The sequence below is a fragment of the Mycobacterium sp. OAE908 genome (assembly GCF_017872775.1).
GTDB lineage: Bacteria > Actinomycetota > Actinomycetes > Mycobacteriales > Mycobacteriaceae > Mycobacterium.
In genome coordinates this window covers 4,222,881-4,247,299 of sequence record NZ_JAGGJL010000001.1, presented here as the reverse complement: position 1 = coordinate 4,247,299, position 24,419 = coordinate 4,222,881, and the positions used below count along the sequence as shown (strand labels likewise).

General features: G+C 64.5%; 24 protein-coding genes. 6 read left to right on the top strand and 18 right to left on the bottom strand.

Features of this window, described 5'->3' with window-relative positions; translation table 11 throughout:
- The first annotated feature begins 26 nt into the window (after positions 1 to 26).
- Positions 27 to 1,511, top strand: coding sequence for an aldehyde dehydrogenase family protein (locus J3E61_RS20945; RefSeq protein WP_210084821.1), 1,485 nt, complete (start codon positions 27 to 29; stop codon positions 1,509 to 1,511).
- 553 nt (positions 1,512 to 2,064) lie between these two features.
- On the opposite strand, the gene J3E61_RS20940 is transcribed toward J3E61_RS20945, so the two are convergent.
- Both J3E61_RS20940 and J3E61_RS20935 read right to left on the bottom strand, forming a co-directional pair.
- On the bottom strand, positions 2,065 to 2,916 hold the full coding sequence (locus J3E61_RS20940; protein WP_192721135.1) for an SDR family NAD(P)-dependent oxidoreductase: 852 nt from the start codon (positions 2,914 to 2,916) through the stop codon (positions 2,065 to 2,067).
- Positions 2,913 to 3,251, bottom strand: coding sequence for a nuclear transport factor 2 family protein (locus tag J3E61_RS20935; protein WP_192721136.1), 339 nt, complete (start codon positions 3,249 to 3,251; stop codon positions 2,913 to 2,915). Before J3E61_RS20935 ends, J3E61_RS20940 begins: the two co-directional genes overlap by 4 nt.
- Positions 3,252 to 3,367: 116 nt before the next feature.
- On the opposite strand from J3E61_RS20935, the gene J3E61_RS20930 reads away from it, so the two are divergent.
- A complete protein-coding gene (locus J3E61_RS20930) occupies positions 3,368 to 4,195 on the top strand; it encodes a MerR family transcriptional regulator (RefSeq protein WP_210084820.1) in 828 nt (275 codons plus the stop codon).
- 14 nt (positions 4,196 to 4,209) lie between these two features.
- Here the strand turns inward: J3E61_RS20930 and rlmN are convergent, their stop codons facing one another.
- Positions 4,210 to 5,301, bottom strand: a complete 1,092-nt coding sequence (rlmN, locus tag J3E61_RS20925; protein ID WP_210084819.1) for a 23S rRNA (adenine(2503)-C(2))-methyltransferase RlmN — start codon at positions 5,299 to 5,301, stop codon at positions 4,210 to 4,212.
- A gap of 90 nt (positions 5,302 to 5,391) precedes the next feature.
- On the opposite strand from rlmN, the gene J3E61_RS20920 reads away from it, so the two are divergent.
- A complete protein-coding gene (locus J3E61_RS20920; protein ID WP_210085646.1) occupies positions 5,392 to 6,324 on the top strand; it encodes a DMT family transporter in 933 nt (310 codons plus the stop codon).
- Here the strand turns inward: J3E61_RS20920 and J3E61_RS20915 are convergent.
- From J3E61_RS20915 to J3E61_RS20900, 4 genes are all read right to left on the bottom strand, one after another.
- Positions 6,235 to 7,119, bottom strand: a complete 885-nt coding sequence (locus J3E61_RS20915) for a phosphatidate cytidylyltransferase (protein ID WP_192721139.1) — start codon at positions 7,117 to 7,119, stop codon at positions 6,235 to 6,237. The genes J3E61_RS20920 and J3E61_RS20915 overlap by 90 nt on opposite strands.
- On the bottom strand, positions 7,119 to 7,676 hold the full coding sequence (gene frr, locus J3E61_RS20910; RefSeq protein WP_192721140.1) for a ribosome recycling factor: 558 nt from the start codon (positions 7,674 to 7,676) through the stop codon (positions 7,119 to 7,121). The genes J3E61_RS20915 and frr overlap by 1 nt, the downstream gene beginning before the upstream one ends.
- Before the next feature lie 9 nt (positions 7,677 to 7,685).
- Entirely contained in the window at positions 7,686 to 8,444 is a 759-nt protein-coding gene (locus tag J3E61_RS20905; RefSeq protein WP_192721141.1) for a UMP kinase, read from the bottom strand.
- A gap of 91 nt (positions 8,445 to 8,535) precedes the next feature.
- Complete coding sequence (locus J3E61_RS20900; RefSeq protein ID WP_210084818.1) at positions 8,536 to 9,222, bottom strand: class I SAM-dependent methyltransferase; 687 nt, start codon at positions 9,220 to 9,222, stop codon at positions 8,536 to 8,538.
- Between the two features lie 36 nt (positions 9,223 to 9,258).
- Between J3E61_RS20900 and J3E61_RS20895 the strand changes: the two genes are divergently transcribed.
- Complete coding sequence (locus J3E61_RS20895; protein ID WP_192721143.1) at positions 9,259 to 9,699, top strand: MarR family transcriptional regulator; 441 nt, start codon at positions 9,259 to 9,261, stop codon at positions 9,697 to 9,699.
- Between the two features lie 650 nt (positions 9,700 to 10,349).
- On the top strand, positions 10,350 to 11,288 hold the full coding sequence (locus J3E61_RS20890; RefSeq protein WP_210084817.1) for a hypothetical protein: 939 nt from the start codon (positions 10,350 to 10,352) through the stop codon (positions 11,286 to 11,288).
- A 165-nt stretch (positions 11,289 to 11,453) separates the two neighbouring features.
- On the opposite strand, the gene J3E61_RS20885 is transcribed toward J3E61_RS20890, so the two are convergent.
- The 9 genes from J3E61_RS20885 to rpsB form a co-directional block, all read right to left on the bottom strand.
- Complete coding sequence (locus tag J3E61_RS20885; RefSeq protein WP_210084816.1) at positions 11,454 to 13,427, bottom strand: primary-amine oxidase; 1,974 nt, start codon at positions 13,425 to 13,427, stop codon at positions 11,454 to 11,456.
- Entirely contained in the window at positions 13,424 to 14,926 is a 1,503-nt protein-coding gene (locus J3E61_RS20880) for an APC family permease (RefSeq protein ID WP_210084815.1), read from the bottom strand. Before J3E61_RS20880 ends, J3E61_RS20885 begins: the two co-directional genes overlap by 4 nt.
- A 25-nt stretch (positions 14,927 to 14,951) precedes the next feature.
- Positions 14,952 to 15,683, bottom strand: coding sequence for an ABC transporter ATP-binding protein (locus tag J3E61_RS20875; RefSeq protein WP_210084814.1), 732 nt, complete (start codon positions 15,681 to 15,683; stop codon positions 14,952 to 14,954).
- Positions 15,684 to 15,686: 3 nt separating this feature from the next.
- Positions 15,687 to 16,253 carry an ABC transporter permease gene (locus J3E61_RS20870; RefSeq protein WP_210085645.1) on the bottom strand — a complete coding sequence of 189 codons (567 nt, stop codon included), beginning with the start codon at positions 16,251 to 16,253 and terminating at the stop codon, positions 15,687 to 15,689.
- Positions 16,253 to 17,428, bottom strand: a complete 1,176-nt coding sequence (locus tag J3E61_RS20865) for an ABC transporter permease (RefSeq protein WP_210084813.1) — start codon at positions 17,426 to 17,428, stop codon at positions 16,253 to 16,255. The genes J3E61_RS20870 and J3E61_RS20865 overlap by 1 nt, the downstream gene beginning before the upstream one ends.
- A 120-nt stretch (positions 17,429 to 17,548) precedes the next feature.
- Positions 17,549 to 18,313: a class I SAM-dependent methyltransferase gene (locus J3E61_RS20860; protein WP_210084812.1), complete on the bottom strand. Its 765-nt coding sequence runs from the start codon at positions 18,311 to 18,313 to the stop codon at positions 17,549 to 17,551.
- A complete protein-coding gene (locus J3E61_RS20855) occupies positions 18,310 to 19,716 on the bottom strand; it encodes an amidase (RefSeq protein ID WP_210084811.1) in 1,407 nt (468 codons plus the stop codon). Before J3E61_RS20855 ends, J3E61_RS20860 begins: the two co-directional genes overlap by 4 nt.
- A 91-nt stretch (positions 19,717 to 19,807) precedes the next feature.
- A complete protein-coding gene (locus tag J3E61_RS20850; protein ID WP_192721151.1) occupies positions 19,808 to 20,623 on the bottom strand; it encodes an elongation factor Ts in 816 nt (271 codons plus the stop codon).
- Positions 20,624 to 20,639: 16 nt separating this feature from the next.
- On the bottom strand, positions 20,640 to 21,470 hold the full coding sequence (rpsB, locus tag J3E61_RS20845) for a 30S ribosomal protein S2 (protein ID WP_192721152.1): 831 nt from the start codon (positions 21,468 to 21,470) through the stop codon (positions 20,640 to 20,642).
- Between the two features lie 282 nt (positions 21,471 to 21,752).
- Here rpsB and J3E61_RS20840 point away from each other — a divergent pair, with 282 nt between their 5' ends.
- Positions 21,753 to 22,241 carry a peptidoglycan DD-metalloendopeptidase family protein gene (locus J3E61_RS20840; RefSeq protein ID WP_192721153.1) on the top strand — a complete coding sequence of 163 codons (489 nt, stop codon included), beginning with the start codon at positions 21,753 to 21,755 and terminating at the stop codon, positions 22,239 to 22,241.
- A 52-nt stretch (positions 22,242 to 22,293) separates the two neighbouring features.
- On the opposite strand, the gene J3E61_RS20835 is transcribed toward J3E61_RS20840, so the two are convergent.
- Both J3E61_RS20835 and J3E61_RS20830 read right to left on the bottom strand, forming a co-directional pair.
- Positions 22,294 to 23,196 (bottom strand): tyrosine recombinase XerC, encoded by a 903-nt coding sequence (locus tag J3E61_RS20835; protein ID WP_210084810.1) that lies wholly within the window; start codon positions 23,194 to 23,196, stop codon positions 22,294 to 22,296.
- Positions 23,197 to 23,228: 32 nt separating this feature from the next.
- Complete coding sequence (locus J3E61_RS20830; protein WP_210084809.1) at positions 23,229 to 24,389, bottom strand: alpha-hydroxy-acid oxidizing protein; 1,161 nt, start codon at positions 24,387 to 24,389, stop codon at positions 23,229 to 23,231.
- Positions 24,390 to 24,419: the final 30 nt, after the last annotated feature.

The following is a 24,419-nucleotide window of genomic DNA, read 5'->3' as shown; positions in this document are numbered from 1 at the left end:
CCCGCTAGTTTGTAAAGCTGTCCCCCATGACGGGAGTGCAGACCGAAACCGGGGTGCTCGCCGGTGACGAGCGGATGCTCATCGACGGCGAATTGCAGATCACAAGAAGCAAAGCGACATTCGACGTCGTCCACCCGGCCAGCGAGCAGGTGGCCGGGCAGGCCACCGACGGAACGGTCGACGACATGGCGCGCGCGGTCGCAGCCGCGCGTCGGGCGTTCGACGAAACCGACTGGCCGCGCGATCTGGAATTCCGCTACCACTGCCTGACCCAGTTGCACGAGGCGCTGGAGCGCAACAAGGAACGGCTGCGCAGGGTGCTGATCACCGAGGTGGGCTGTCCCGTCACGGTGAGCGGCAGCCAGATCGAGAGCCCGATCGCGGAGGTCAAACACTGGGCCGAGCACGGCAAGGCTTTCGAGTACCTCGTTGACAACGGGCTGCATGAGACGCCGCTGGGCCCGGCGCGGCGCAAGATCCACTACGAGCCGGTCGGCGTGGTCGGGGCGATCACGCCGTGGAACGTGCCGTTCTACCTGAACGTCGCCGAGACAGTGCCTGCGCTGATGGCGGGCAACACCGTGGTGCTCAAGCCGGCGCAGCTGACACCGTGGTCGGGCAGCGAGTACGGCCGCATCGTGGCCGAGGAGACCGACATTCCGCCGGGGGTGTTCAACGTCGTGGTGTCGAACGCGAACGAGGTGGGCGCGGCGCTGTCGGCCGACCCGCGCGTCGACATGATCACGTTCACCGGTTCGACGGCGACCGGCCGCGCGATCCTGGCTGCGGGCGCGCCGACGGTGAAGAAGACGCTGCTGGAGCTGGGCGGTAAGTCGGCGCACATCGTGCTCGACGACGCCGACTTCAACTCGGCGCTACCGATGGCGGCGATGATGGCGTGCGTGATGTCGGGCCAGAGTTGCATTCTGCCGAGTCGAATCCTGTTGCCGCGCAGCCGGTATGAAGAAGGTCTCGCGATACTCAAGGGCGCCATGGAGAATTTCCCGGTCGGCGATCCGTGGACGCCGGGCAATATGCAGGGACCGCAGATCAGCGAGACGCAACGGCAGAAGGTGCTGGGGCTGATCCGCAGCGGCCTGGACTCGGGTGCGCGCCTGGTGACCGGCGGTGGCATTCCGGAGAACCTGCCGACGGGTTATTACGTGCAGCCGACGCTGTTGGCTGACGTCGATCCCGATTCGCAGGTGGCGCAGGAGGAGATCTTCGGACCGGTGCTGACGGTGACGGCGTATGACAGCGACGACGAAGCGGTGGCGATCGCCAACAACACGATCTACGGGCTCTCGGGTGAGGTCAGCAGTGCGGACGTCGACAGGGCGTTCGAGGTGGCCAAGCGGATGCGGACCGGCAACGTGACGATCAACAGTCGCAGCCACTTCGGGATCGGCAGCCCGTTCGGCGGAACGAAGCAGAGCGGGCTTGGCTACCGCAACGGCGAGGAAGGCTACAAGGAGTACCTCGAGGCCAAGACGATCGGCATGCCCGACTAGTGGGCCAGGCGGCCGCGGCCGGCGGTGTTGATCTCGCCGGCGGGCGCGGCCCAAACCCATATGTGAAAGTGCCCGCGTAGCGAGCGACAACGCCCCGACATGTCGGACATGCCTGCTTCGGTTCGACGATGCAGACCAGACATCTGTTGCGGGGCATCGACCTGCGATACGCGCTGACGATGTACCTGTTGCAACACGGCCCAACAACCGTCGACGAACTTCTCGAGGCGTTGGAGTGGCAGGGCTTCGACTTCCCCGGGCGCGCTTCGAAACAAGTATCAGACGCGCTGCGGTGGGAGCGGGGTCGCGGCCGTGTCCGTCGAACAGCGCGAGGACTCTACGGCCCCGGATACGTACCACGCGGCACCGAGCATCGGATATACACGCGCATGATGGTATGCGCGCCGCGGCGAAACCCTTGTACTTCCGCGGTTTCCGGTTATGAGCTCGAGTTGTCGCTCAGTACGTGGGCACTTTCGTATATGCCCCCGCGCCAGCACGGGACCACGGGACCCGCTGTCTGAAGATCAGCTGGCCAGGTCGGGTGTCTCGCTCAGGCGAGTGACTCCGCGGGGAAATCCGCGCTACGCGAGAGCGTTTCGTTCGCCCGGATGTCGGCCAGGGCCTGCTCCAGCGCATCGATCACCGCGTCGTATCCGCTGTTGCCCAGGACCAGCCGACGGGGCGGCGGATCTTGGGTCATCGCCGCGATCACCGCACGGGCACCGCGGCGCGGATCGCCGGGCTGCACACCGTCCATCCCAACGAAGTCGGCACGGACCTGCTCCAGCATGTCGTGGTACTCCGGAATGGTCTCCATGACAGGTTCGTTGGCGAAGCCGGCGTAGGCGTTCGTGCGAAACGCTCCGGGTTCGACCGTCAACACCGAGATCCCCTGTGCGGCAACCTCGTCGCGCAGCGCATCGGTGATGGCTTCGATGGCGAACTTCGTCGCACTGTAATAGCCAAATCCGACCGCCGACACAAGCCCGGCCACCGAGGACACGTTGACGATCCAACCGTTTCCGCGGGCGCGCATCCCCGGCAACACTGCACGCGTCACCGACAGCACCGCGAAGAAGTTCAGCTCGAACATCGCCCGCAACGAGGACTCGTCCATCCCCTCGACCGACCCGTACCAACCGCGGCCGGCATTGTTGACCAGCACGTCGATGCCGCCGAAGTGGTCCTCGGCGGCATGCACCGCGCGCTGCACCTGCGTCGCATCGGTGAGTTCCAGTGGCACGACGAGAACCCGGTCGCCGTACTGGTCGGCCCACGCCGCCAGCTCCTGCGGGCGCCGAGAGGTGAGCGCCACGCGGTCCCCCGTCTCCAGCGCCGCCTCGGCGAACGCCACCCCGAAGCCGCCGGGCGTGCCACCTGTGATGAACCATCTCCTGCTCATGGCTCAATCACCAACCGGCTGATCGACGCACCGTCCATGGTGAACCGGTAGTGCAGGTCGGCAACGCCGCCGGGGAAGTCGCCCTCGAGGTGCTGTGCGACATCGATGGTCGTGTCGGTCGTGGTCGCGCCAGTGACCTTGGTGGTGTAGGTGTACTCGCTGGCCGCAGTGGCGATCCAGGACCCGATGTCATCATGGCCCGTGTAGTCACGGCCCTCGTCGGTAACGGTTGCGTCGGCGGTGATCGTGGCGAGCGCTCGTTCGGTCTCTCGGTTGTCGAGTGCGGTCATGAACGTCTTGATGGTGTCCGGGAGTGCATCCCATTCTGTGGTCATGGCCCCACGGTGGAGGTTCCCCTAACGGGAAAGTCAACCTTTGACCATTCCCTAGGGGGAAGCTGCACGATGGCCTTACCCGATACCGCGGGCGGCGGATCGCAGAGGAGGACGCCATGGGAGCACGAGTATCGATCGGTGACTTCGCAGTGATGACCACCCTGAGCAGGAAGGCGCTACGGCACTACCACGACATCGGCATTCTCGAACCAGCTCACATCGATTCCCACACCGGCTACCGCTTCTACGACACCGGCCAGGTCGACCATGCACACATCATTCGCCGGTTCCGCTCGCTGGGCATGTCCATTCCCGACATCAAGGCGCTGCTGAGCACCGACGACGCCGCGGCTCGCACCGAGATCATCACGAGTCATCTCGAGCAGATGGAGGTGCAATTGCAGCAGACTCGTGACACCGTGGGCGCGCTGCGCGAACTACTGTCGCCTGTAAACACTCCTCCCCATGTCGAGTTGCGCACTGAACCCGCGCTGGCGGTGTGGTCCATTGGCGCCACCATCGAGGTTGCCGAGATCGACAACTGGTTCATGGCGACATTGAGCCAACTGTGGGACGCGGTTGCCGCGGCAAGAGGCGCTCCGTCGGCGGTCGTGCCGGGTGGCCTATACGAACGATCGATATTTCTCGAATCGTACGGCGACGCAACCTTATTCGTACCCGCGCCGCAGTCCGCGGAACCACCGAAGGGCATCCGCGCCGAGGTCTTACCGCAGGCCCAATTCGCCGTGCTCACCCACTCCGGTGGTCACGAAGGAATCGACCGCAGTTATGGGGCGCTGGGAATATACGCAAACGAGCATCTGATCAGCGACCAGGGGCCGATTCGCGAGCACTACATCGGCGGCACGCCCTCAGATCCGACAGCGTTCACCGCCACAGAGATCTGTTGGCCGATCTTCAGCACCACTCCTCCGACAAACTGACAGCAGACCTACCCTCAGCCCTCGGCCGCCAATTGCCCACAGGCCGCGGCGATTTCGCGACCTCGGGTGTCGCGCACTGTGCATGACACGCCGCGCCCCCGCACCCGCCGCACAAATTCGCGTTCGGCCGCCTTCGGGCTGGCATCCCACTCGCTGCCCGGTGTCGGATTCAACGGGATCACGTTGACGTGTGCCAGCGGACCGAGCGCGCCGTGCAGGCGCTTGCCCAAAAGGTCTGCCCGCCAAGGCTGATCATTGATGTCGCGGATCAACGCGTATTCGATGGACACCCGCCGCCCCGTCACGTCGGCGTAATACCTTGCCGCATCGAGCGCTTCGGACACCTTCCACCGATTGTTGACCGGCACCAGCGTGTCGCGCAGTTCGTCGTCGGGTGCGTGCAGAGACAACGCCAGCGTCACGCCGAGCCGTTCGTCCGCGAGCTTGCGGATCGCGGGGGCCAACCCCACCGTCGACACCGTCACCGACCGCGCCGAAATGCCGAACCCATTCGGCGCTGCCGCGGTGATGCGCCGCACCGCGGCCAACGTCCGGTTGTAGTTGGCAAGGGGCTCACCCATGCCCATGAAGACGATGTTGGACAACCTGCCGTGGTCTCTATCGCGTAATTCGACCGCCGCGGCACGCACCTGCTCGAGAATCTCCGCCGTCGACAGATTGCGCGTCAAACCGCCCTGCCCCGTCGCGCAGAACGGGCACGCCATGCCGCAACCGGCCTGCGACGAGATGCACACCGTGTTGCGCTCCGGATACCGCATCAGCACCGACTCGAAGGTCGTACCGTCAACCGCCCGCCACAGCATCTTCCGCGTCTCGCCGGCGTCGCACTCGATCTCGCGCACCGCATCGAGCAGTCGCGGGAACAACGCGTCGGCGACTTGCTCGCGCACCGCAGCGGGCAAGTCGGTCATCTCCCGCGGATCGGCGATCAGGCGGCCGTAGTACTGACTGGCCAACTGCTTGCCCCGAAACGCAGGCAGTCCCAGCTCAGCGACGGCGGCCGCGCGCCCCTCTTCGTCGAGGTCGGCGAAGTGCCGCGGCGGCATCGCGCGACGCGGGGCATCGAAAACCAAAGGTAAAGACATGTCTTGTCAGTATCTCACCCGTGGCTGGCCGAAATTGATTGGCTATGACAGACGTTGATCGCAACCATGGGAACCATGCCCCTGCCACCGATGCCGCTGCGCGCCGCGTCGAATCTGACGTTTTTCTACGCGCTCGGTTATCCCATTGGCGCACTAGCTGTTTCAGCGATGTCGCCGATGGCGGTGCTGACTTTCCGCTTCGGATTCGCCGGCATGATCCTGTCCGGCTGGGCACTGCTTTCCCGTGTGACGTGGCCCACTGGCCGCACCCTGGCACACGTTCTGGTCGCCGGGTTGCTCACCAACGCGCTGCAGTTCATCTGCCTGTACCTGGCCCTGATGCACGGTGCACCTGCCGTGCTCGGCGCGGTCGTCATTTCGATGAATCCGGTGGTCACCGCTGTGCTCGCGACGCTATTCCTGGGCGAGGGCTTGACGTGGACGCGGGTCGGCGCGTTGGTCCTCGGTGTACTCGCGGTGCTGGCCGCCTGCGCGGGACGCCTGATCGCCGTCGGCAGGGTCGACACCGTCGTACTGCTGTTGCTCGGGGCGCTGCTGGCCATCTCCGCCGGTGGGGTCTACCAGCAGCGGTTCTGCTCGGGCGTCGACTTCCGGGCCGCCGCGGCGCTGCAGAACGGCGTTGCCCTGCTGCCCGTCGCGGTGCTCGCCGCGGTCACACCGTTCACGGTCGCCGATCCGTGGAAGGCCGCCGGTGCGGTCGCGGCCGTCGTGCTGTTCAACGCCACCCTGTGCATGACGCTGTACGTCCGCGCGATCAACAACTTCGGTGCCGCCGCGGTGGCGATGCTGTTCGCTGTCATTCCCGCGGTCGCCGGTGTGTTGTCGTGGCTGATGCTGGGCCAACGGCCCGATATCGGGATCGCGGTCGGTCTCGTCGTCGGCGCGGCGGCGTGCTGGCTGAACGCCAGGGTGTCACGCCAACAGCGTGAGAACGATCCAGCCGGCGACGGCGGACGGCAACATCGCGTCGATCCGGTCCATGAGGCCCCCATGACCGGGTAGCAGCGTGCCCATGTCCTTGATGCCGAGATCGCGCTTGACCTGAGACTCGACCAGGTCACCGAGAACGCCGGTGACCACCAGCATCAGTCCCAGTGGCACGCCGACCCACGCGGGTTTGTCGAGCAGGAAGGTCACCGACAAGACGGCCGCAGTGATGCCGAACAGCAGCGAGCCGCCCAGTCCCTCCCATGATTTCTTCGGGCTGATCGCCGGCGCCATCAGGTGCTTGCCGAACAACACCCCGGCGACATACCCGCCGATGTCGGCGAAGACGACGGTCACGATCACCGTGAAGGTTCGGAAGCCGCCGTGATCCTGGAAGATCAGCAGTGCACTGAAGCTGCCGAACAGCGGCACCCACGTCGCCAGCAGCACGGTGGCCGAAATATCGCGCAGGTAGTTGACCGGCTGCTCGCCGAGACCCTGCCCGACGAGGCGCCACACCATGCACACCACGATCGTGCCGCCGTAGGCGCCCAGCAGCCCGGTCGGGCCGAACGGCCACGTCAGCCAGATCATCGCCTGCCCGCCGACCAACAACGGAATCAGGGGTAGCGCGTAACCGGCCTCGCGCAGCCTGCGGACGACCTCATGGGTAGCAATCGGCATCGCCACCGCCAGGACCGGCAGCCAGCCGATCGGAGCGAAGAACAAGACCGCAATGGCCATTCCGCCCAAGAGGACGCCGACGGCGATGGCAGCCGGCAGATCGCGGCCGGCGCGGGACGCTTTCTTGGGCGGCTCAGTCGGGCCGGCTTCGGTGTCTGCCACGGGAGTCGCTTGCTGCTGGGTCACTAGACCTCCAGCAACTCGCCTTCTTTGTGCTTGACCAGCTCGTCGATCTGAGCGGTGTAGGTGTGCGTGGTCTTGTCGAGATCCTTCTCGGCGCGGGCCACCTCGTCCTCCCCTGCCTCGCCGTCCTTCTTGATGCGGTGCAGTTCCTCCATCGCCTTACGACGGATGTTGCGCACGGTGACGCGGGCGTCCTCACCTTTCGCCTTGGCCTGCTTGACGAGATCGCGGCGACGCTCCTCGGTCAGTTGCGGAATCGAGACCCGAATGACGTTGCCGTCGTTGGTCGGATTGACCCCGAGGTCGGAGTTGCGGATCGCGTCCTCGATATGTTTCAACTGGTTGGCCTCATAGGGTTTGATCACAACCAGCCGGGCCTCTGGCACGTTGATGCTCGACAGCTGGGTGATCGGAGTCTGCGACCCGTAGTAGTCGACGCTCACGCGGGCGAACATCCCGGGGTTGGCCCGGCCGGTGCGGATCGACGACAGGTCGTCGCGCGCTACCGACACCGCCTTCTCCATCTTCTCTTCGGCGTCGAAGAGGGTTTCGTCGATCACTGCTGCTCCTTAGGTGGTGACCAGTGTTCCGATCTTCTCACCTGCCACCGCCCTGGCGATATTGCCGTCTGTGAGCAGGTTGAACACCAGAATCGGCATACCGTTGTCCATGCACAGGCTGAACGCGGTGGCGTCGGCGACCTTCAGCCCCCGATCGATGACCTCGCGGTGGCTGATCGCGGTGAGCAGCTGGGCCTCGGGGTCGACCCGCGGGTCGGCGGTGAACACGCCGTCGACGGCCTTGGCCATCAGCACCACCTCGGCGCCGATCTCCAGTGCGCGTTGCGCGGCCGTGGTGTCGGTCGAGAAATACGGCAGGCCCATGCCTGCACCGAAGATCACCACGCGACCCTTCTCCAGGTGTCTGCGGGCCCGCAGCGGAATGTAAGGCTCGGCGACCTGTCCCATCGTGATCGCGGTCTGCACACGCGTCGCGATGCCTTCCTTTTCCAGGAAGTCTTGCAGCGCAAGGCTGTTCATCACGGTGCCGAGCATGCCCATGTAGTCGCTGCGGCTGCGCTCCATGCCGCGCTGCTGCAGCTGTGCGCCGCGGAAGAAGTTGCCGCCGCCGATGACGACAGCGACCTGCACGCCGCTGCGCACCACCTCTGCGATCTGTCGTGCCACCAGGTGCACGACGTCGGGGTCGAGGCCGACCTGGCCGCCGCCGAACATCTCACCGCCGAGCTTTAGCAGCACACGGGTGTACATCGGCCTGATCGATGATGGTTCGGCGCCGTTGGGGTTGGTGAGCTCGGGGTCCGCCATCCGACTCCTTCGGGGTCCTCACATGAGATCACCCCTAATCCTGCCCCATAGCGGCCCGAAAGCCGCTATGGGGTCGGTGGCGCGTGGCGGGTCAGCTCTGCGGCAGGTGTGCGGTCAGCAGGAACGCGGGGACCGACTTGCGACCGTTGGGTTCGTCGCGCAGGTCGCCGAACGCCATCGGCATGTGCTCGGGAAGCTGCGCAGGGAAGTTGGCGTGGATTCTGGCCGGGCGGATCTCGTCGATGGTCCAATACTTCGACACCACGGCGCGCAGTTCGTCCTCGGTGACGGGGTTGGCGGGCCCATTGGGCAGTCCGGCGCGATCGAAGACCAACACGAAGTACGACGCCCCGGGCGCTGCCGCGCGCACGATCGACTGCTGGTAGCCCTCGCGGGCCTCCACCGGGATCGAGTGGAACAACGTCGAATCGACGATCGTGTTGAACCGGCCGTCGTAGCCGCCGAACGCGCTGATGTCGGCGACCTCGAAGCTGGCGTTGGTCAAGCCGCGCTTGGCCGCTTCGGCCCTGGCGAGCTCGATGGCCGTCGGCGAGAGGTCGAGGCCGACGGTGGTGAAGCCACGCTCGGCGAGATAGAGATCGACCGCAGCCTCGCCGCAGCCGACGTCGAGCACCTCACCGCGGAACTTGCCCTGCTCGATCAGCGCCGCGATTTCCGGCTGCGGTTCACCGATGCTCCACGGCGGCTTGGTGCCGAGACCCATTTCGGGCGCCTCGCCCTTGTATGCGTTTTCGAACAAATCCTGTGGTGTGGTCATGCGTCCGGTATATCAACCTAGTTGATATGTGTCAATATGATTGACATGAGCGACAACCTCGAGGACCAGCCGCTGGGTTACCTGCTGCACCGGGTGATGCATGCGCTGAAGACCGACGTGTCGGCGGCCGTCCTCGATCCGCTCGAGGTGGCCTTCCCCGAGTACCTGTGCATGCGGGTGCTCTCGAAATATCCCGGCCACTCCAACGCCGAACTGGCCCGCGCACTGAACGTGTCGCCGCAGGCGATGAACATGGTGCTGCGCGGCCTCGAGAATCGCGGTCTGGTCAGCCGGCCGACGAGTGTTTCGTCGGGCCGATCGCTGCCCGCGCAGCTGACCCGCGACGGTGAAGAACTGCTGAAACGCACCGACGCTGGTGTGGTTGCGGCCGAGGACCGGCTGATGACCCACCTGACCGAGAAAGAGCGCCGCGAGTTCAGGCGCATCCTCGCCACGCTGGGTTCGGATCCGCTCTGAGCGATTGAGCGAAGTGTTTGACGCACCAACAAAACTTCGCTGACGGGGTCGAGCACGTCGCCCAAGCCGCATACCGCACGATGGTAATTGGGTTCGCTACCGCCGATGCTCTCTCGCCATAAAACGTTCTTGAAAAGGAAAGATACCTTCAAGAGGTACTTTGCGGTGTCAATACCTATTTGCATACGCAACTATATTCGCAGTAAGCGTGTAACAAGCATCCCGTGGGGCCGTTAATTAACGCTACCTTTAGCAGGCGGACTTCAAATGAAGCGGGGATCCGCATTTGACGACGGGCCGTCGAATAGGGGGAGACAAATGAGGTACCGATGGATATTGATCGGCTTGCTCGCGGCAACAGTCATCGTCGGGACTTTTGAGTCCAGTGGACGCGCTTCCGCGATTCCGCCCTGGAACGATCCTTTGTGTGTCCTACGAACGTATGAGTCCCCTTCTCTGGCGGACTCGTCCCCAACTTACGAGTCGATACCAGGATCGGAGGTTCTGAACGACGCCGATGGGCCTTCCTCGCCACCGCCTGAAGGCGTCGTGTCCCCTCCACCTGCAAGCGTTCCATCGCCTCCGCCTCAAACGTGGGAAGGCGTACCCGGCATCAAAATCTATATTATTGATGACCACACCTACTACACATGCCTGTAAAGGAATATCGCTCGTGGCGGAGCGGGAGTACACACGGCAACGGTAACGCTGCAGAGTCGCCCGAATCAATGGCCGGACAATCGGCGGGTGTTGATACCACCATCAAACGGGTCGTTGAACTAATCACGACGATTACGGGGTATGCCGCAGTTCTGTCAGCGCTTATGCTGTACTTCGGTTATGCCCGTACCCGCATATTCTATGAATACTTTGGCATTCCAGTAGGTGCGCTTCACTTCAGCACAACAGATTATCTATTACGTAGCCCGGACACATTTTTTCGTCCGGTTATCTGGGCAACCGTAGCGCTTGCGGTTATTTCAGCTTTGTCCCTGGCCGCGGGGCATGTCGAAGCAGAAATGAGCGCAAAGTGGCGCGTTACCTTCCGTTGCACGCTAGGTATAGTAACCGCGCTCGCAGCCATATACGCCTTGTCGGCCTTGTCATTCGTTACCGCAAGTCAGAATTCCACTCTCAAGCTAAGTGCACCGATTGCATTAGCATTCAGCGGAGCGCTCCTGATTATTCAATATCAGATGTATCGCTCACGGGCAGGACTAAAGCCGCCCATCGCTACAGTGGCGATTGCAGTTTTGCTGATAACAGGCGCCGCTTTCTGGGCAACTTCAATTTATGCACAGAAAGTAGGGTCCGAATCGGCGCAGAGCATCGCACACACCCCCCACGCGCTTCCCGAGGTTGTGATCCTCAGCAAGAAAGATCTCCCGTTCAGCGGCGGTATACCAATACAGTCAGCCAAGAGTGACTCCCAGCAGCCGTGGCGATCCATGTTCACGGGCTACAGAGTTTTGATCTATGCCAGCGACAGGTGGTTCTTAGTTCGCACGGACTGGAACGAGAAAGCCCCTACCGTGATTCTCCCCGACGGCGACGAGTCAATCCAAGTCAAGCTCTTACCCAAGGGATGAAAGCGAGTTCGGCCGAAGGACGCCCATAGATCCCGAGGGTACGCGGGGACCGGATGCAACTAGACAACTCCGTTCCGACACGCGAGCTCTACAAGACTCAGAAGACCCGGATTCGTCGTGAAATGAGACCTTTTGCGTTCCCCAACTTGCGCGTGGGCCGGGTTCCTAGTGGTGGTGGCAGGCCGCAGGCGGTGAGGGTGGAATGTCCAGCGCCGGATTGCCATCGAAGAAGCCGATTGGCTTCAGGTGGAAGCCGGTATAGGCGCATGGCATCACCGGCCAGTCCTCCGGCCGCACAACGTGATGCGCGCCGACGGTGTACCACAGCACCACATCGGTGTTCTCCAGCGGCGCGTCATCGGCGATGAACTGCGGCAGGCCCTGAACGTCCGCGGACTGATACATGTAGTCGCCTGCCGCGAACTTCTCCGCGGGGTCGTAGCGCGTCACCCACAGGTTGTGCTGCACGAACCGGGCCCTGTCATAGATGTAGGAACCCTCCTGCACCATCACCGGCACAACGTCTCTCGGCGTCAGCTTGTAGGCCACCGGATTGCCCAGTTCGTTGCGCTTGGACGGGTTCGCGATCTTCCAATAGCGGCCCTTGGACCAGTCCCAGTCTCTGGCCCCGTCGGCTTCCGACGCGACCAGCGTGTCCTGCGTGATCCATGCGTTGTGGTGCGGGTTGAGGTCTGGATCGGGTTCGGGGATCGAGTCGACCTCGTAGACGCTGTTGTTGGCGCCGTCGACGCTCATGTCGAGGCGGAAGCTGAAGAAGTGTTGGTGATTAGGCCCATAGATGTTGGGGGCGACCAGCTTTCCCCATCGCGGCTCCTCACCGTCCTTGACCGCCCCGGTGGTGAGCACCCCGGAGAGCTTGACCTCCACCTCCATCGAGGCGTCGTTGTAGAAGTACCAGAAGAAGCCGTACTCGTAGTTGCCGACGGTGCAAATCATCGAGATGACCAGCCGCCTGGCCCGCCGCACCTCCACCTCACCGGTCCGGAAATCCGTATGCTTCCAGGAGATTCCGTAATCCTCCTCATGCATGCAGATCGCATTCGGGATGGTCACCGCATTGCCCGAGGAATCGTTCACCGTCCCATCGAAGTAATAGATCTCGCCGAGGCAGTCGCAGCCAAGCGTCAGCGGGTTGGCGGAGAAGCCCATCCCGACCTCACCCATGTCGAAGACGTTCTTGTTCCAGTGTGTGGGTGCGGTATCGCCATACGGCACAACCATTTCCGACAGTGAAGCCCGGTAGATGATCGGCCGCGTCTCGCGGCGATCGGTGTAGGTGACCTCATGCAGCGTGATGCCTTCTCGCGGGTTGAAGCCGACGCGCATCGACCACTTCTGCCATTGCACCTTCCAACCGTCGACAGTGAAGCTGGGGCCGTCGGGTTGGGTGATCTCGATGGGCTTGACATCGTCGCGAAATTGTTTGAAGGCGGGCCGGTTGTTCTCGTCGAACATGAACTTCTCGGCGTAGTTGCCCGCGGTCGGCGGCAGCGGAACCACGCCGTGGTCCTCGATGTCGATCACCTTCATGGCGTCCAGATCGAATGTGACGATCAGGCCCTCGACGGGCCGCGCGTAGCCGTGCTCGGAGGCCGCGGCACGCATGAATGTCAACGGCCGACAGATCAGCGGGGAGTTGTCGTAGTGGTCTCCAGCGCCGTAATAGCCTGCGGGCCAGGGGTCGATCATCGCCAGGTCGAAGTCGGTGACGCCACGCTTGAGCATCGCCTCTTGCCAGCGTGGGTCGGCCCGCACCACCTCCTCCACACCGGTCATGTGCTCCACGAGATAGGACGGGAACCGGCCCGGCACCGCCGTCCACGAATCGATGATCCGCGCGCCGAGGTCGACGACCGCCTCATAGATCAGCTTGGCCGCACCGTCGTACATCGTGACGAACGCGCACCGCGGCACCTGCGAACCCTCGAATGTCAGCTCGGCGGTCTTGTCCGGCTCCGCCAACTGGATCATCACGAATCTCAGTGTCGGCGTGGCATATTCGGAGTCGGTGATCACCGCGGCTGCGGCTTCGATCTCTGCACCGGTCAGTGGATCCAGCGCGTATGGAGCCGTATTGTCGATCGCCTCCGTGCCGGGCACGGTGCTTTCCATCGTCATTTGGCTTCGTCCTTCAACTCGAGTACCGCCAGGTGTGCCAGTGCGTCTTCCGCGGAGGTCTTGTGCGCCGCCCGGCGGCCGAAGATGTAGACGACGACGCCGAGCAGGAACATGCCCACCGCGATGCTGCCGGTCCACATCATCCATGTGCCGTCCGGGACGTCTTTTATCCACGACTTCGCGAACGAGTAGTAGATGCCGCCGATGGTGCCCAGGCTGCCGACGACGACTGTGACCCACACGCCCGCCATGCCACCGGGAATGCGCCAGAACTTCTCGGTGGCGTACCGGTCGGCGTACTTCTTGCGCGCCAGCACGACGGGCACCAGGAAGAAGAACCCGGAGATCAGCCACGCGATGGACAGACCGCCCTGCAGGAAGATGGTGACGTTGGCCATGCTGCTCTGCGAATACAACCCCACCAGGATGAGTGACGACAGCACGCCCTGAATCAGCACTGCGGTGACCGGGTTTCGCGTGCGGGGGTTCAGGTGGGTGAAGATCCGCGGCAGGTGACGCTCCAGTCCGGAGACGAAGATCAGTCGCGAATAGGTGACCTGGTAGGACATCAAAGCGACGAACACGATGCACGCGAGCACGATCGCGCACACCTCCATCACACCCTTGGGCGCCGCAGTTCCCAGCATCCCGATCACCCCGGTGACCGGGTTGATCTGATCGGCGGGCAACACCATCACGGTGCCCAGCGTGGTCAGCAGGTAGATGACGACCAACGCGATCGACCCCCACACCACCATCTTCGGTCCGCTCTTGCGCACCGAAAGGAACTCCGCACCCATGTTGTAGGGCGTCTCGACGCCGACGAGGTAGAGCAGGACAGTGCCGTAAAGGAAACCGGCACCGGCGAAGTCAGGCACCAGTGCGGCGTGTGCGCTGAACGGCTGGGCCGAACCGTTGCTCAACGCGTACACCAGGCCTGAGATGAAGATGACCGCGGTCAGTGCCAGGTAGACGACGAAAACGACGTTCATGATGCGTTGATTGGCAGCGAGTTTCGCCAGCGCCAGACCCACCACGGCCCACAGCAGCGCCAGTTGCAGGATGATCGTCAGCGTCAAGCCGAGTTCCGCGTGGAACGCCAGCAGCAGGAACTGCAGAATGATCGCCGGCGACGACGCTGAGTTCAGCACCACCGGTATCCACGACAGATAACCGCCGATGAACCCCCACGTCTCGCCCATGGTGCGGGTCGCCCAGATGTAGACGCCACCTTCACCGGGCCACAGGTTGCCCAGTTCCGCGACGGCCATGCCCGCCGGCACCAGGAACGTGATGATGCCCAGCACCCACATGGGGATGGCTGTCCAGCCACCGGCCGCCATGATCGACGAGCCGGTGATCCAGCAGATGATGAAGACGTAGGTTGCGGTCAGACCGAACGTGGTCATCACCTTGGGCAAAACCTGCTCAGGGACCAGTTCGGTGGTCAGCAGCTTGTCGCGCCCGGCCGGCGGGGCTGCCTCGAGTTCTTGCGTCATAAATGGCTCTCCCAATACCGTTGGGTCAGTTGGCGATTTGTCCGTCTCTCATGCGGACGACACGGGTCGCTTCTTCGGCCACCGTGGGATCGTGCGTGCTGGCGACAACGGTGACGCCGAGCGTGGAACACAGGTCGCGCAGCATGCGCACCACCGTTTCCCCGGTGCGGTGGTCGAGGTTGGCGGTCGGCTCGTCTGCGAGCACCAGCGTCGGGTTGCTGATCAGCGACCGCGCGATCGCCGTGCGTTGCTGTTCGCCGCCCGACATCTTCGTCGGCTGGTGGTGAATCCGATGTCCGAGACCGACGAGCTCGAGCAGTTCGACCGCCCGCTTACGCAACGACTTGCGGTCGTAGGGCTCGAACATGAGTGGCAGCTCGACGTTTTCAACCGCCGAAAGGAACGGAATCAGGTTGTAGCTCTGAAAGATGAACCCGATGGTGTCGTGCCGCAGCGCCGCGAACTGGCTCTCGGTCAGCAGTGCGGTGTCGCGACCCGCGAGCTTCACCGTCCCCTTGGTGGGACGGTCGAGGCCGCCGATGATGTTGAGCAACGTCGACTTGCCACTACCGCTGGGTCCCATCAGGCAGACGAATTCACCTGGCATCACTTGTAGTTCGGCCGCGACGAGTGCACGGACCACCTCGTCACCGAGTTTGTGCAGCTTCCATACGTCCGAGATCTCGATGACCGGGGACTGACCGCCGGCCGCGATGGTCGTGTCTGCGGTTTCGTCGAGCTTGTCGATGGTGGTCATCTCTTAACCTCCTGCGGTCAACGAACGGATCGGCGGGCGCGAGGCGGCGTTCCAGGTGGGCACGATGCTGGTGGCCAGTGCCGCGACGATACTCACGCCGATCGAGATCACCGCGCCGAGCGTCAGCCCCTCGACCGACACTCCCGTCGCCACCAAACCGGCTGCGCCAAGCACGATCCCGGTCACAGCGGCGAGCAACGCCCCGACGAGCGCGCCGAGTATCGCCGCGATCACCGGCTCAACCAGCAATGCGGCTACCACTGGTGTGCGCGGCACGCCGTTGGCGCCGAGCACCCCGAGTTCGCGGGTGCGATGAGCGACGGTGCGTGTGGTGGCCACCGCGACCTCGACCACGCCCACGAGCAGAACCGTCACCGCGATCAGCACGACGGCGCGGCCGATCTCGGCCGCGTGGCCCAATGACGCGGACTGTGCGCGGATTCCGTCGGACATACCGAACACGATCACCACGAGGAATGCACCCGTCGCTGTCGTGGCGACAGGAAGCACCATCTCACCGATCCGGCGCCGCGCGGCCAGCCACCCGTAGGACAACCCTTTGCGCAACATCACCTGTCCCCCAACAACGAGACCGGACGTTGTTGCAACAACCGGTGCACCGGTACCAGGGCGCCGACGATAGCCATTGCCGGGAGGAACGCAGCAACCATGCCGGCCGCCTGCAGCCATGCGATAGGTGTTGCGATACCGGGGATCACCAGCGCCACAGCGGCTCCCGCGCCGAGGACTCCGACCACATAAGCGGTGACGAACACGATCCCCGACTCGACGAGGAAGAAGTAGAGCACCTCGTCGGCCAGTCCGATGCTCGACATGATGCCAAATTCGCGTCGTCGCTCCTGCACCGCGGCCAGGAACGACGACACGGCGATCACGAAACCGAGACCGAGTCCGATCGTCGAAATCAGGCCGAGGGTCGAACTGGTCACCTTGCCGGAGAACAGTGCGGAGAACTTCTGCTCGAACGTGAGCGGTCCTGTGCCCCCGACGGTGTCGTAGATCAGCCCGTTCCCGGCTGGATCCGGCTTGACCGACGGATCCGATGTCGATGGCAGCCTGACTGTATCGCCGATGATCTGCCCCAGATCGCGGCGCTTCTGGTCGGCCGCGGGTGCGAAGATCAACCACCAACCCTTGTCGCCGACAACCGAACGGGCAAGAGGAGTGGCGACGATGATCGATTGGCCGCTGCCAGTGACGTTCACGACAAGGCTCTGGCCGCCGATCACGAGCCGATCGCCCGGGTGCAGATCCAGCCGGCCGGCCACCTCTTCTCCCAAAGTTGCTTGGCCACTTGCGATTTCGTCGCTGCCGCGTAGCGATACCTTGTTGCCGTTGATATCGGTGATGCCCGACGGCACACGGGTCGCGGTCCAGCCTGCGGGAACGCTGACGCTAGGAGCGGGCCCGTCGGCGACGAGGGCCTGCGCATCGGAGTCGTAGTGCACACCGGCGGCGGGCACCGCCCACAACTGGGCATCGCCCAACACATCGGTCACCGAATCTGCGCCGGTGATCGCAAAACTCGCCGAGATCGTCCGGACAACCATCACACAGGCGATCGCCAGCGCAATACCGAGCACCGACAGCACGAAGCGCTCTGGGCGACGGCGGATGTTGGCAAGAGCGAAGCGGATGAGGCACATGAAGGTGTTCCCCGACGCGGCGGCTATCGCGGGCGTTCGAACGCCGGTGGGTGCAGTACTGACCGGGATGGTCTCCACAAAGAGGGATGGTCGGCCTGCAAAGTTTCACCCGTAGCTACGCGCAATGTCGACAGCGTTAACTCGAACGTGGTGGGGTTACGGCGCGATTGCGCAGGCGCAACGGATTTCGTTGTCTGTTCAGCCGCGGCGGCCGATACCCGCCATCATCATCGGCGTGAGCAATCGACGATCTTCCTGAAATACGGAGGCCGCGGCTGCTGCTTGCTCGGCCGACAGCAGTCCGGCCTTCACGATGGCTTCGCGCAGGCTCTCAAAGGTCAACCGAAAGAAATCGAAGCCGGGCGACGCCGAATCGATCAGCCTGGCCCGTCCCTCCCCCCGCATCTCGGTGAGACCGGCAGCTTCCATGTCACTGACTACGCGCCGTCCGTAGTCACGCTCGAATCCTGCCGTCGTCATGAAGTCGAAGATGACCTCACCGATTTCACTGAATCCGACACTCCCGTCCTCGAATCCGTAGTTGGTCCAGTCGTAGTCCTCGATGACCATCCACCCGCCGGGCTTCAGCGTGGCGACCAAGCGCTCGAGAATCTGCCTGCGATCGGCGAGATGTTCGAGGACCAACCGCGAATGGACGAGGTCGTATTCGGAGGTCGGCAGTTCGTCTTCGCGGAGATCGACGCGGCGCACGGTAATCGAATCGGAAGCCAGCTGCTCGATGAAGCGGGTGTCGATGTCGATCGCGGTGACATGGGCGCCACGAGACGCCATCCACTCGACCATCGACCCGCCGCCCGCGCCGACCTCGAGGCAGTTCCAGCCGGCACCGATGCCGAGTTCGTCGAGCAGCGCCTGCGTGCCGGGATCCCAGAGTGCTTCCATGCCGGATAGCCTGGCCCGCTCCTTGCTGAAACCCGGGTCGAGGACGTAGTCGCGCGTCATGCCTGGATTCTGGCCCAGGGCCGCGCCTCCTCGAGTTCGTATGCCAATTCCAGCAGCCGGGATTCTCCGCCCCACACCGTGGACAGCATCATGCCGACCGGCAGGCCCGACGCGGATTCCCCGAGCGGAAGCGAGATCGCCGGGTCGCCGGTGGCGTTCTGGAACGGTGTGAAGGCTGCCCAGTCGATGAGTCGGTCCATGACCTGTTCGTAGTCGGCCGTCGGATCGAGATGGCCGATACGCGGAGTCACCTCCGCCAGCGTCGGCAACAGAAGCGCGTCGTAGGTGCCCGACAATCCCTGTGTGATCCGGCGCGACGCTGCCAGCCTTCGAATGGCGAGCGGCATCCTGTGCAGGTTGCGGGTCGCGCCTCGCTCCAACCCGAGCGTCAGGTTGTCGAGCCGCGTGCGATCGAAACTGGGCCCGAACATGCGGCGGCCGCCCCGCACCACCGCCAAAGCCAAGAACATCCAGTACAGATGGAAGTCATCCTTGAACCGCGCAGGCACCGGATTGTCGATTTCGGTCACCTTGTGGCCGAGCTCCTCGAGCAGCGCCGCCGTCTTGAGGGTGATCTCGCGGATCTCCGGGCTGGCCTCTCGCAGAATCGATTTGGTGCAGAACGCGATGTGCAACCGTTGTGCGCCGGGTCCGCCGACATCGCCAACCGGACGCAATTTGGGGTTGCGGTACGCTCGCTCGGCCTCGCGAAAGAACGCGGCGGTATCACGCACCGAGCGCGTCACCACTCCATTGGCGACGAGGTGCAGCGGCATCCGCGCGGTCTCTTTGTCCAACGGAAGGCGGCCGCGGGTCGGCTTCAGACCAACTAATCCGTTGCAGGAGGCGGGAATTCGAATAGAACCGCCGCCGTCGTTCGCGTGGGCGATCGGCACCACGCCGGCAGCCACGAAAGCGGCCGAACCTGACGACGACGCTCCGGCTGTGTATTCCGGGTTCCACGCATTGCGCACCGGGCCGATCCGAGGATGCTCAGCTGAGCCGCTGAAGCCGAACTCCGACATCTGCGTCTTGCCGAGCGGTACCAGACCGGTACTCAAGAACACGCGCGCCCACGCGCCATCGGACGGCAGCGGTCGCGGCTCCCATGCATCGGTGCCCTGCATTGTCGGCATGCCGCCGACAGCGACGTTGTCCTTGATGAACGACGGCACCCCGTCGAAGTAACCGCCATACGGTCGCCGCGCTTCGGCCCTGGCCCGCGCACGGTCGTATGCCTCGTAGGCGAGACCGTTGAGCGTCGGGTTGACCATTTCGGTGCGGACGATGGCGGCCTCGACCAACTCGCGCGGCGACACCTCGCCGCCGCGCAACTTCTCGACAAGGCCGACAGCATCGTGGTCGCCGAGGGCGTCGTCGCCGAAGGCGTGAATGCGGTTCATGCCCAGACGGTACCAAGTCGTACCGCGTCTGTGGTTGCCGACGCAAAAGGCCCCCGGGAATCCCGGGGGCCTTCGCGTGTGCGTGCGGCGACTAAGCCTGGCCGACCTCGAACCGGACGAACCGGGTCACGGTCACACCGGCCTCGTCGAGCAGCGCCTTGACAGTCTTCTTGTTATCGGACACCGACGGCTGGTCGAGCAGCACGACGTCCTTGTAGAAGCCGGTCACGCGACCCTCGACGATCTTGGCCAGCGCCTGCTCGGGCTTGCCCTCGTTGCGGGCGGTCTCCTCGGCGATGCGGCGCTCGTTGGCGACGACATCCTCCGGAACGTCCTCACGCGTCAGGTACTTGGCCTTCAGCGCGGCAATCTGCAGGGCGACCGCGTGCGCGGCCTCCTTGTCAGAGCCTTCGTACTCGACGAGGACACCCACGGCGGGCGGCAGGTCAGACGCCCGCTTGTGCAGGTAGGCCTCGACCGTGCCGTCGAAGTACGCGACCCGGCGCAGTTCCAGCTTCTCGCCGATCTTCGCGGACAGGTCGGCGATGACCTGCTCGACGGTGGTATCACCGACCTTGGCGGCCTTCAGCGCGTCGATGTCGGTCGCCTTGGCGGCAGCAGCCGCCGCGACGATCTGATCGGCGACCGTCTGGAATTCGGCGTTCTTCGCGACGAAGTCGGTCTCGGAGTTCAGCTCGATCAGCGCGCCGTCCTTGGCGGCAACCAGGCCCTCGGCGGTTGCGCGCTCGGCACGCTTGCCGACGTCCTTGGCGCCCTTGATGCGCAGCAGTTCGACGGCCTTGTCGAAATCGCCGTCGGCATCAACCAGCGCGTTCTTGGAGTCGAGCATGCCGGCGCCGGTCAGCTCCCGAAGTCGCTTGACGTCGGCAGCGGTGTAGTTAGCCAATGTTCAGCCTTTCCTACTAAGCGTCTGTGGTGGGTTCAGTTTGGGTGCCCGCCCCGGCCGTCTCCGTCGACGCCGTGGCACCGGCCAGCAGCTCCTGCTCCCACTCGGCGAGCGGTTCGGCGCCCTCGGTCTCGGCCTCGCCGTCGCCCTTGCCGACGCCTGCACGGGCCTGCAAGCCCTCGGCGACCGCGGACGCGACGACCTTGGTCAGCAGCGCGGCCGAGCGGATCGCGTCGTCGTTGCCCGGGATCGGGTAGTCGACGAGGTCCGGGTCGCAGTTGGTGTCGAGGATCGCGATGACGGGGATACCCAGCTTGCGGGCTTCACCGACGGCGATGTGCTCCTTATTGGTGTCGACGACCCAGACGGCCGAGGGCACCTTCTGCATGTCCCGGATACCGCCGAGGCTGCGCTCGAGCTTGTTCTTCTCGCGGGTCAGCATCAGGATTTCCTTCTTGGTGCGACCCTCGAAACCACCGGTCTGCTCCATCGCCTCGAGTTCCTTGAGGCGCTGCAGCCGCTTGTGCACGGTGGAGAAGTTGGTGAGCATGCCGCCCAGCCAGCGCTGGTTCACGTAGGGCATGCCGACGCGGGTCGCCTCTTCGGCGATGGATTCCTGCGCCTGCTTCTTGGTGCCGACGAACATGATGCTGCCGCCGTGGGCAACAGTCTCCTTGACGAACTCGTACGCCTTGTCGATGTAGGTCAGCGTCTGCTGCAGATCGATGATGTAGATGCCGTTGCGGTCGGTGAAGATGAACCGCTTCATCTTGGGATTCCAGCGACGGGTCTGGTGCCCGAAGTGGGTGCCGCTGTCCAGCAGCTGTTTCATGGTCACTACGGCCATGGGTTTATGCCTCTTTTGTTGTCGGTTGTCGCGCAGCGCCGGGTGGCGCCGAGCCCTGGTGTCTGCGGGATGCCGAACCCGTCCTGAGTACGGGACCGACGGCATCCGGATATGACCGCCATTGGGTGGCCATGGGTAGACACGCGAAGTCAGCCCGCGCGAGCGAGCTGCGATTAGGAGTTTACACGCTGGACAGGGGTGCTTTTTCCACACTGCGACCGCTATCCACAGTTTGGCGATCAGGGCTGGATTTCTTCAAGGTCGGCGCGCTGAGCTGGGAGTATGCGGTTTCTGGCGGTGTTGTCGGCGATGGTCCTGCTATGCGCACCGGCGGTCCGGGCTGACGACGGCAGGCTGGACTGGCCGCTGCGGCCGCGACCAGCCGTGCTGCGGGTATTCGACGCGCCGTCGCCGAACTGGAACCGCGGCCACCGCGGCGTCGACCTCGCAGGGGTCGCCGGCCGGCCGGTGTACGCCGCTGCAGCGGGCACGGTGGTGTTCGCCAGTGAGCTTGCCGGGCGGACGCTGGTGTCGATCGCGCACCCCGGCGGGCTGCGGACCACCTACGAACCGGTGCGGCCCGCGGTGCGCGCCGGGCAGCTCGTCGAGGCGGGCACCGTGATCGGCGAGCTGCTCGCCGGCCACGCCGGTTGCTCGGCCGCCGCATGTCTGCACTGGGGCGCGATGTGGGGCGCGGCATCGCGGGCCGATTACGTCGACCCGCTTGGCCTGCTGGCCAGCACCGAGATCCGACTCAAACCGCTCGGCTAGCGATTTCGGCGCGCTAATCCACGCTCAGCGACGGTTTGCGCGCCGAAATCGCTCAGGCCCGGGGGTGCGCCTGGTCGTGCACCGCGCGCAGGCGCGCCACCGTCACATGGGTGTACAGCTGTGTGGTGGCCAGCGTCGAATGACCGAGCAGTTCCTGCACGACGCGCAGGTCCGCCCCACCCTCGAGCAGATGCGTTGCGGCGCTGTGCCGCAACCCATGTGGACCGATGTCGGGCGCGCCGTCGACCGCGGTCATCGTCTGGTGAACCACAGTGCGCGCCTGTCGCGGATCCAGTCGACGGCCGCGCGCACCCAACAGCAGCGCAGGCCCCGAATCGGAGGTGGCCAGCGCGGGGCGTCCGTTGGACAGCCACGCCGTCAACGCCGCCTGCGCCGGTTCGCCGAACGGCACGGTCCGCTGCTTGTTGCCCTTGCCGAGAACGCGCAGCACCCGCCGGGGCCGGTCGATGTCATCGATGTCGAGTCCGCACAGCTCACTGACGCGAATCCCGGTGGCGTACAACAACTCAACGATCAACTGGTCACGCAAGGCAAGCGGATCGCCTTGCTGCGCACCGGATTTCGCCGCAGCCATGGCGTCCAGCGCCTGATCCTGCCTCAACACAGAAGGCAACGTCCGTCGCGCTTTGGGCGTCTGCAACCGGGAGGCGGGATCAGTCGCCATCAGGCCGCGGCGCGTGGCCCACTTCGTGAAGGTCTTGACGGCCGACGTCCGCCGCGCCAGCGTGGTGCGCGCGGCGCCTGCCGACGCCTGGGCAGCGAGCCAGGACCGAAGGATCGGCAGGCTCAGCCCGTCCAGTCCGGTGCCGGGAACCCGTTCGGAGAGAAAGTCGAACAGCGAGCGAAGGTCGCCCAGATACGCCCGACGCGTGTGGTCGGAGCGGCCGCGCTGCAGCGCGAGATACTCGTCGAACTCCTCGAGAATCGCGTCCACTCCCCTACCGTCGCAGACGCCGGCGCCCTGTCTCAGGTGACGCGCCGCAGCACGTCTGGCGTCAGATCCTTCAGGGTCGGATAACCGTCGACGGCCATGATGAGGTCCGTCTCGGCTAACAGCGAGCGCAGCACGTGCACAACCCCGTCCTCGCCGCCGATGGCCAGCCCGAATGCGTAGGGGCGACCAATACCCACGGCTGTGGCGCCCAGCGCCAGCGCCTTGACGATGTCGGCGCCGCTGCGAATGCCGGAATCGAAAAGCACCGGCAGGCCATCGGCCGCCGCCACCACATCTGGCAGGCAGTCGATGGCCGGAATGCCGCCGTTGGCCTGACGTCCGCCGTGGTTCGAGCAGTAGATGCCGTCAACGCCGCCGTCCCTCGCGCGTCGCGCGTCGTCGGGATGACAGATGCCCTTCACGATCAGTGGCAGCTCCGTCAGGGATCGCAGCCATGGCAGGTCGTCCCATGTCAGCGGATTGCCGAAGACCGAAACCCAGCGCAGCACTGCGGCTTGTGGATTCTCTTCTGGTGTTTGTTGCAGGCTGGCGCGAAACACCGGATCGCTGGTGTAGTTCGCGAGACAGCGGCCGCGCAGCTGCGGGAAGTTCGATGTCGACAAGTCACGTGGTCGCCAACCCGGCACCCAGGTGTCCAGCGTGACGATGATGCCCTTGTAGCCGGCGGCCTCAGCACGCGCGACCAGGCTTGCGGCCAATTCGCGATCGGTCGGCGTGTACAGCTGGAAAAAGCCTAAGGTGTCACCGAATTCGGCGGCGATGTCCTCCATCGGGTCCTCGGTCAGCGTCGAAATGACCATCGGCACACCGGTGCGCGCGGCGGCTCGGGCTGCGGCCAGGTCGCCGTGGCCGTCTTGCGTGCAGATGCCGGTGACGCCGATCGGCGCCATGAAGACAGGCGACGGCAGCGTCAGACCGAATGCCTCGACCGACAGGTCACGCTCGCGGTGGGCGTTGAACATCCGCGGCATCACGCCCCAGTTGTCGAAGGCGGTGCGATTCACTCGCTGGGTGCGTTCGTCGCCCGCGCCGCCTGCCACATACGACCAGATCGACGGCGGCATCGCCGCTTGCGCCTTCGCCTCCCATTCCGCGTAGGCCATCGGGAGCGACGGCACGATGCCGGACAATCCCTGCAGGTAGATCTCGAACTGGTAATCGCCGAATGCCATCCGCCTAGCGTGCCAGCCCGACGCGGGCGA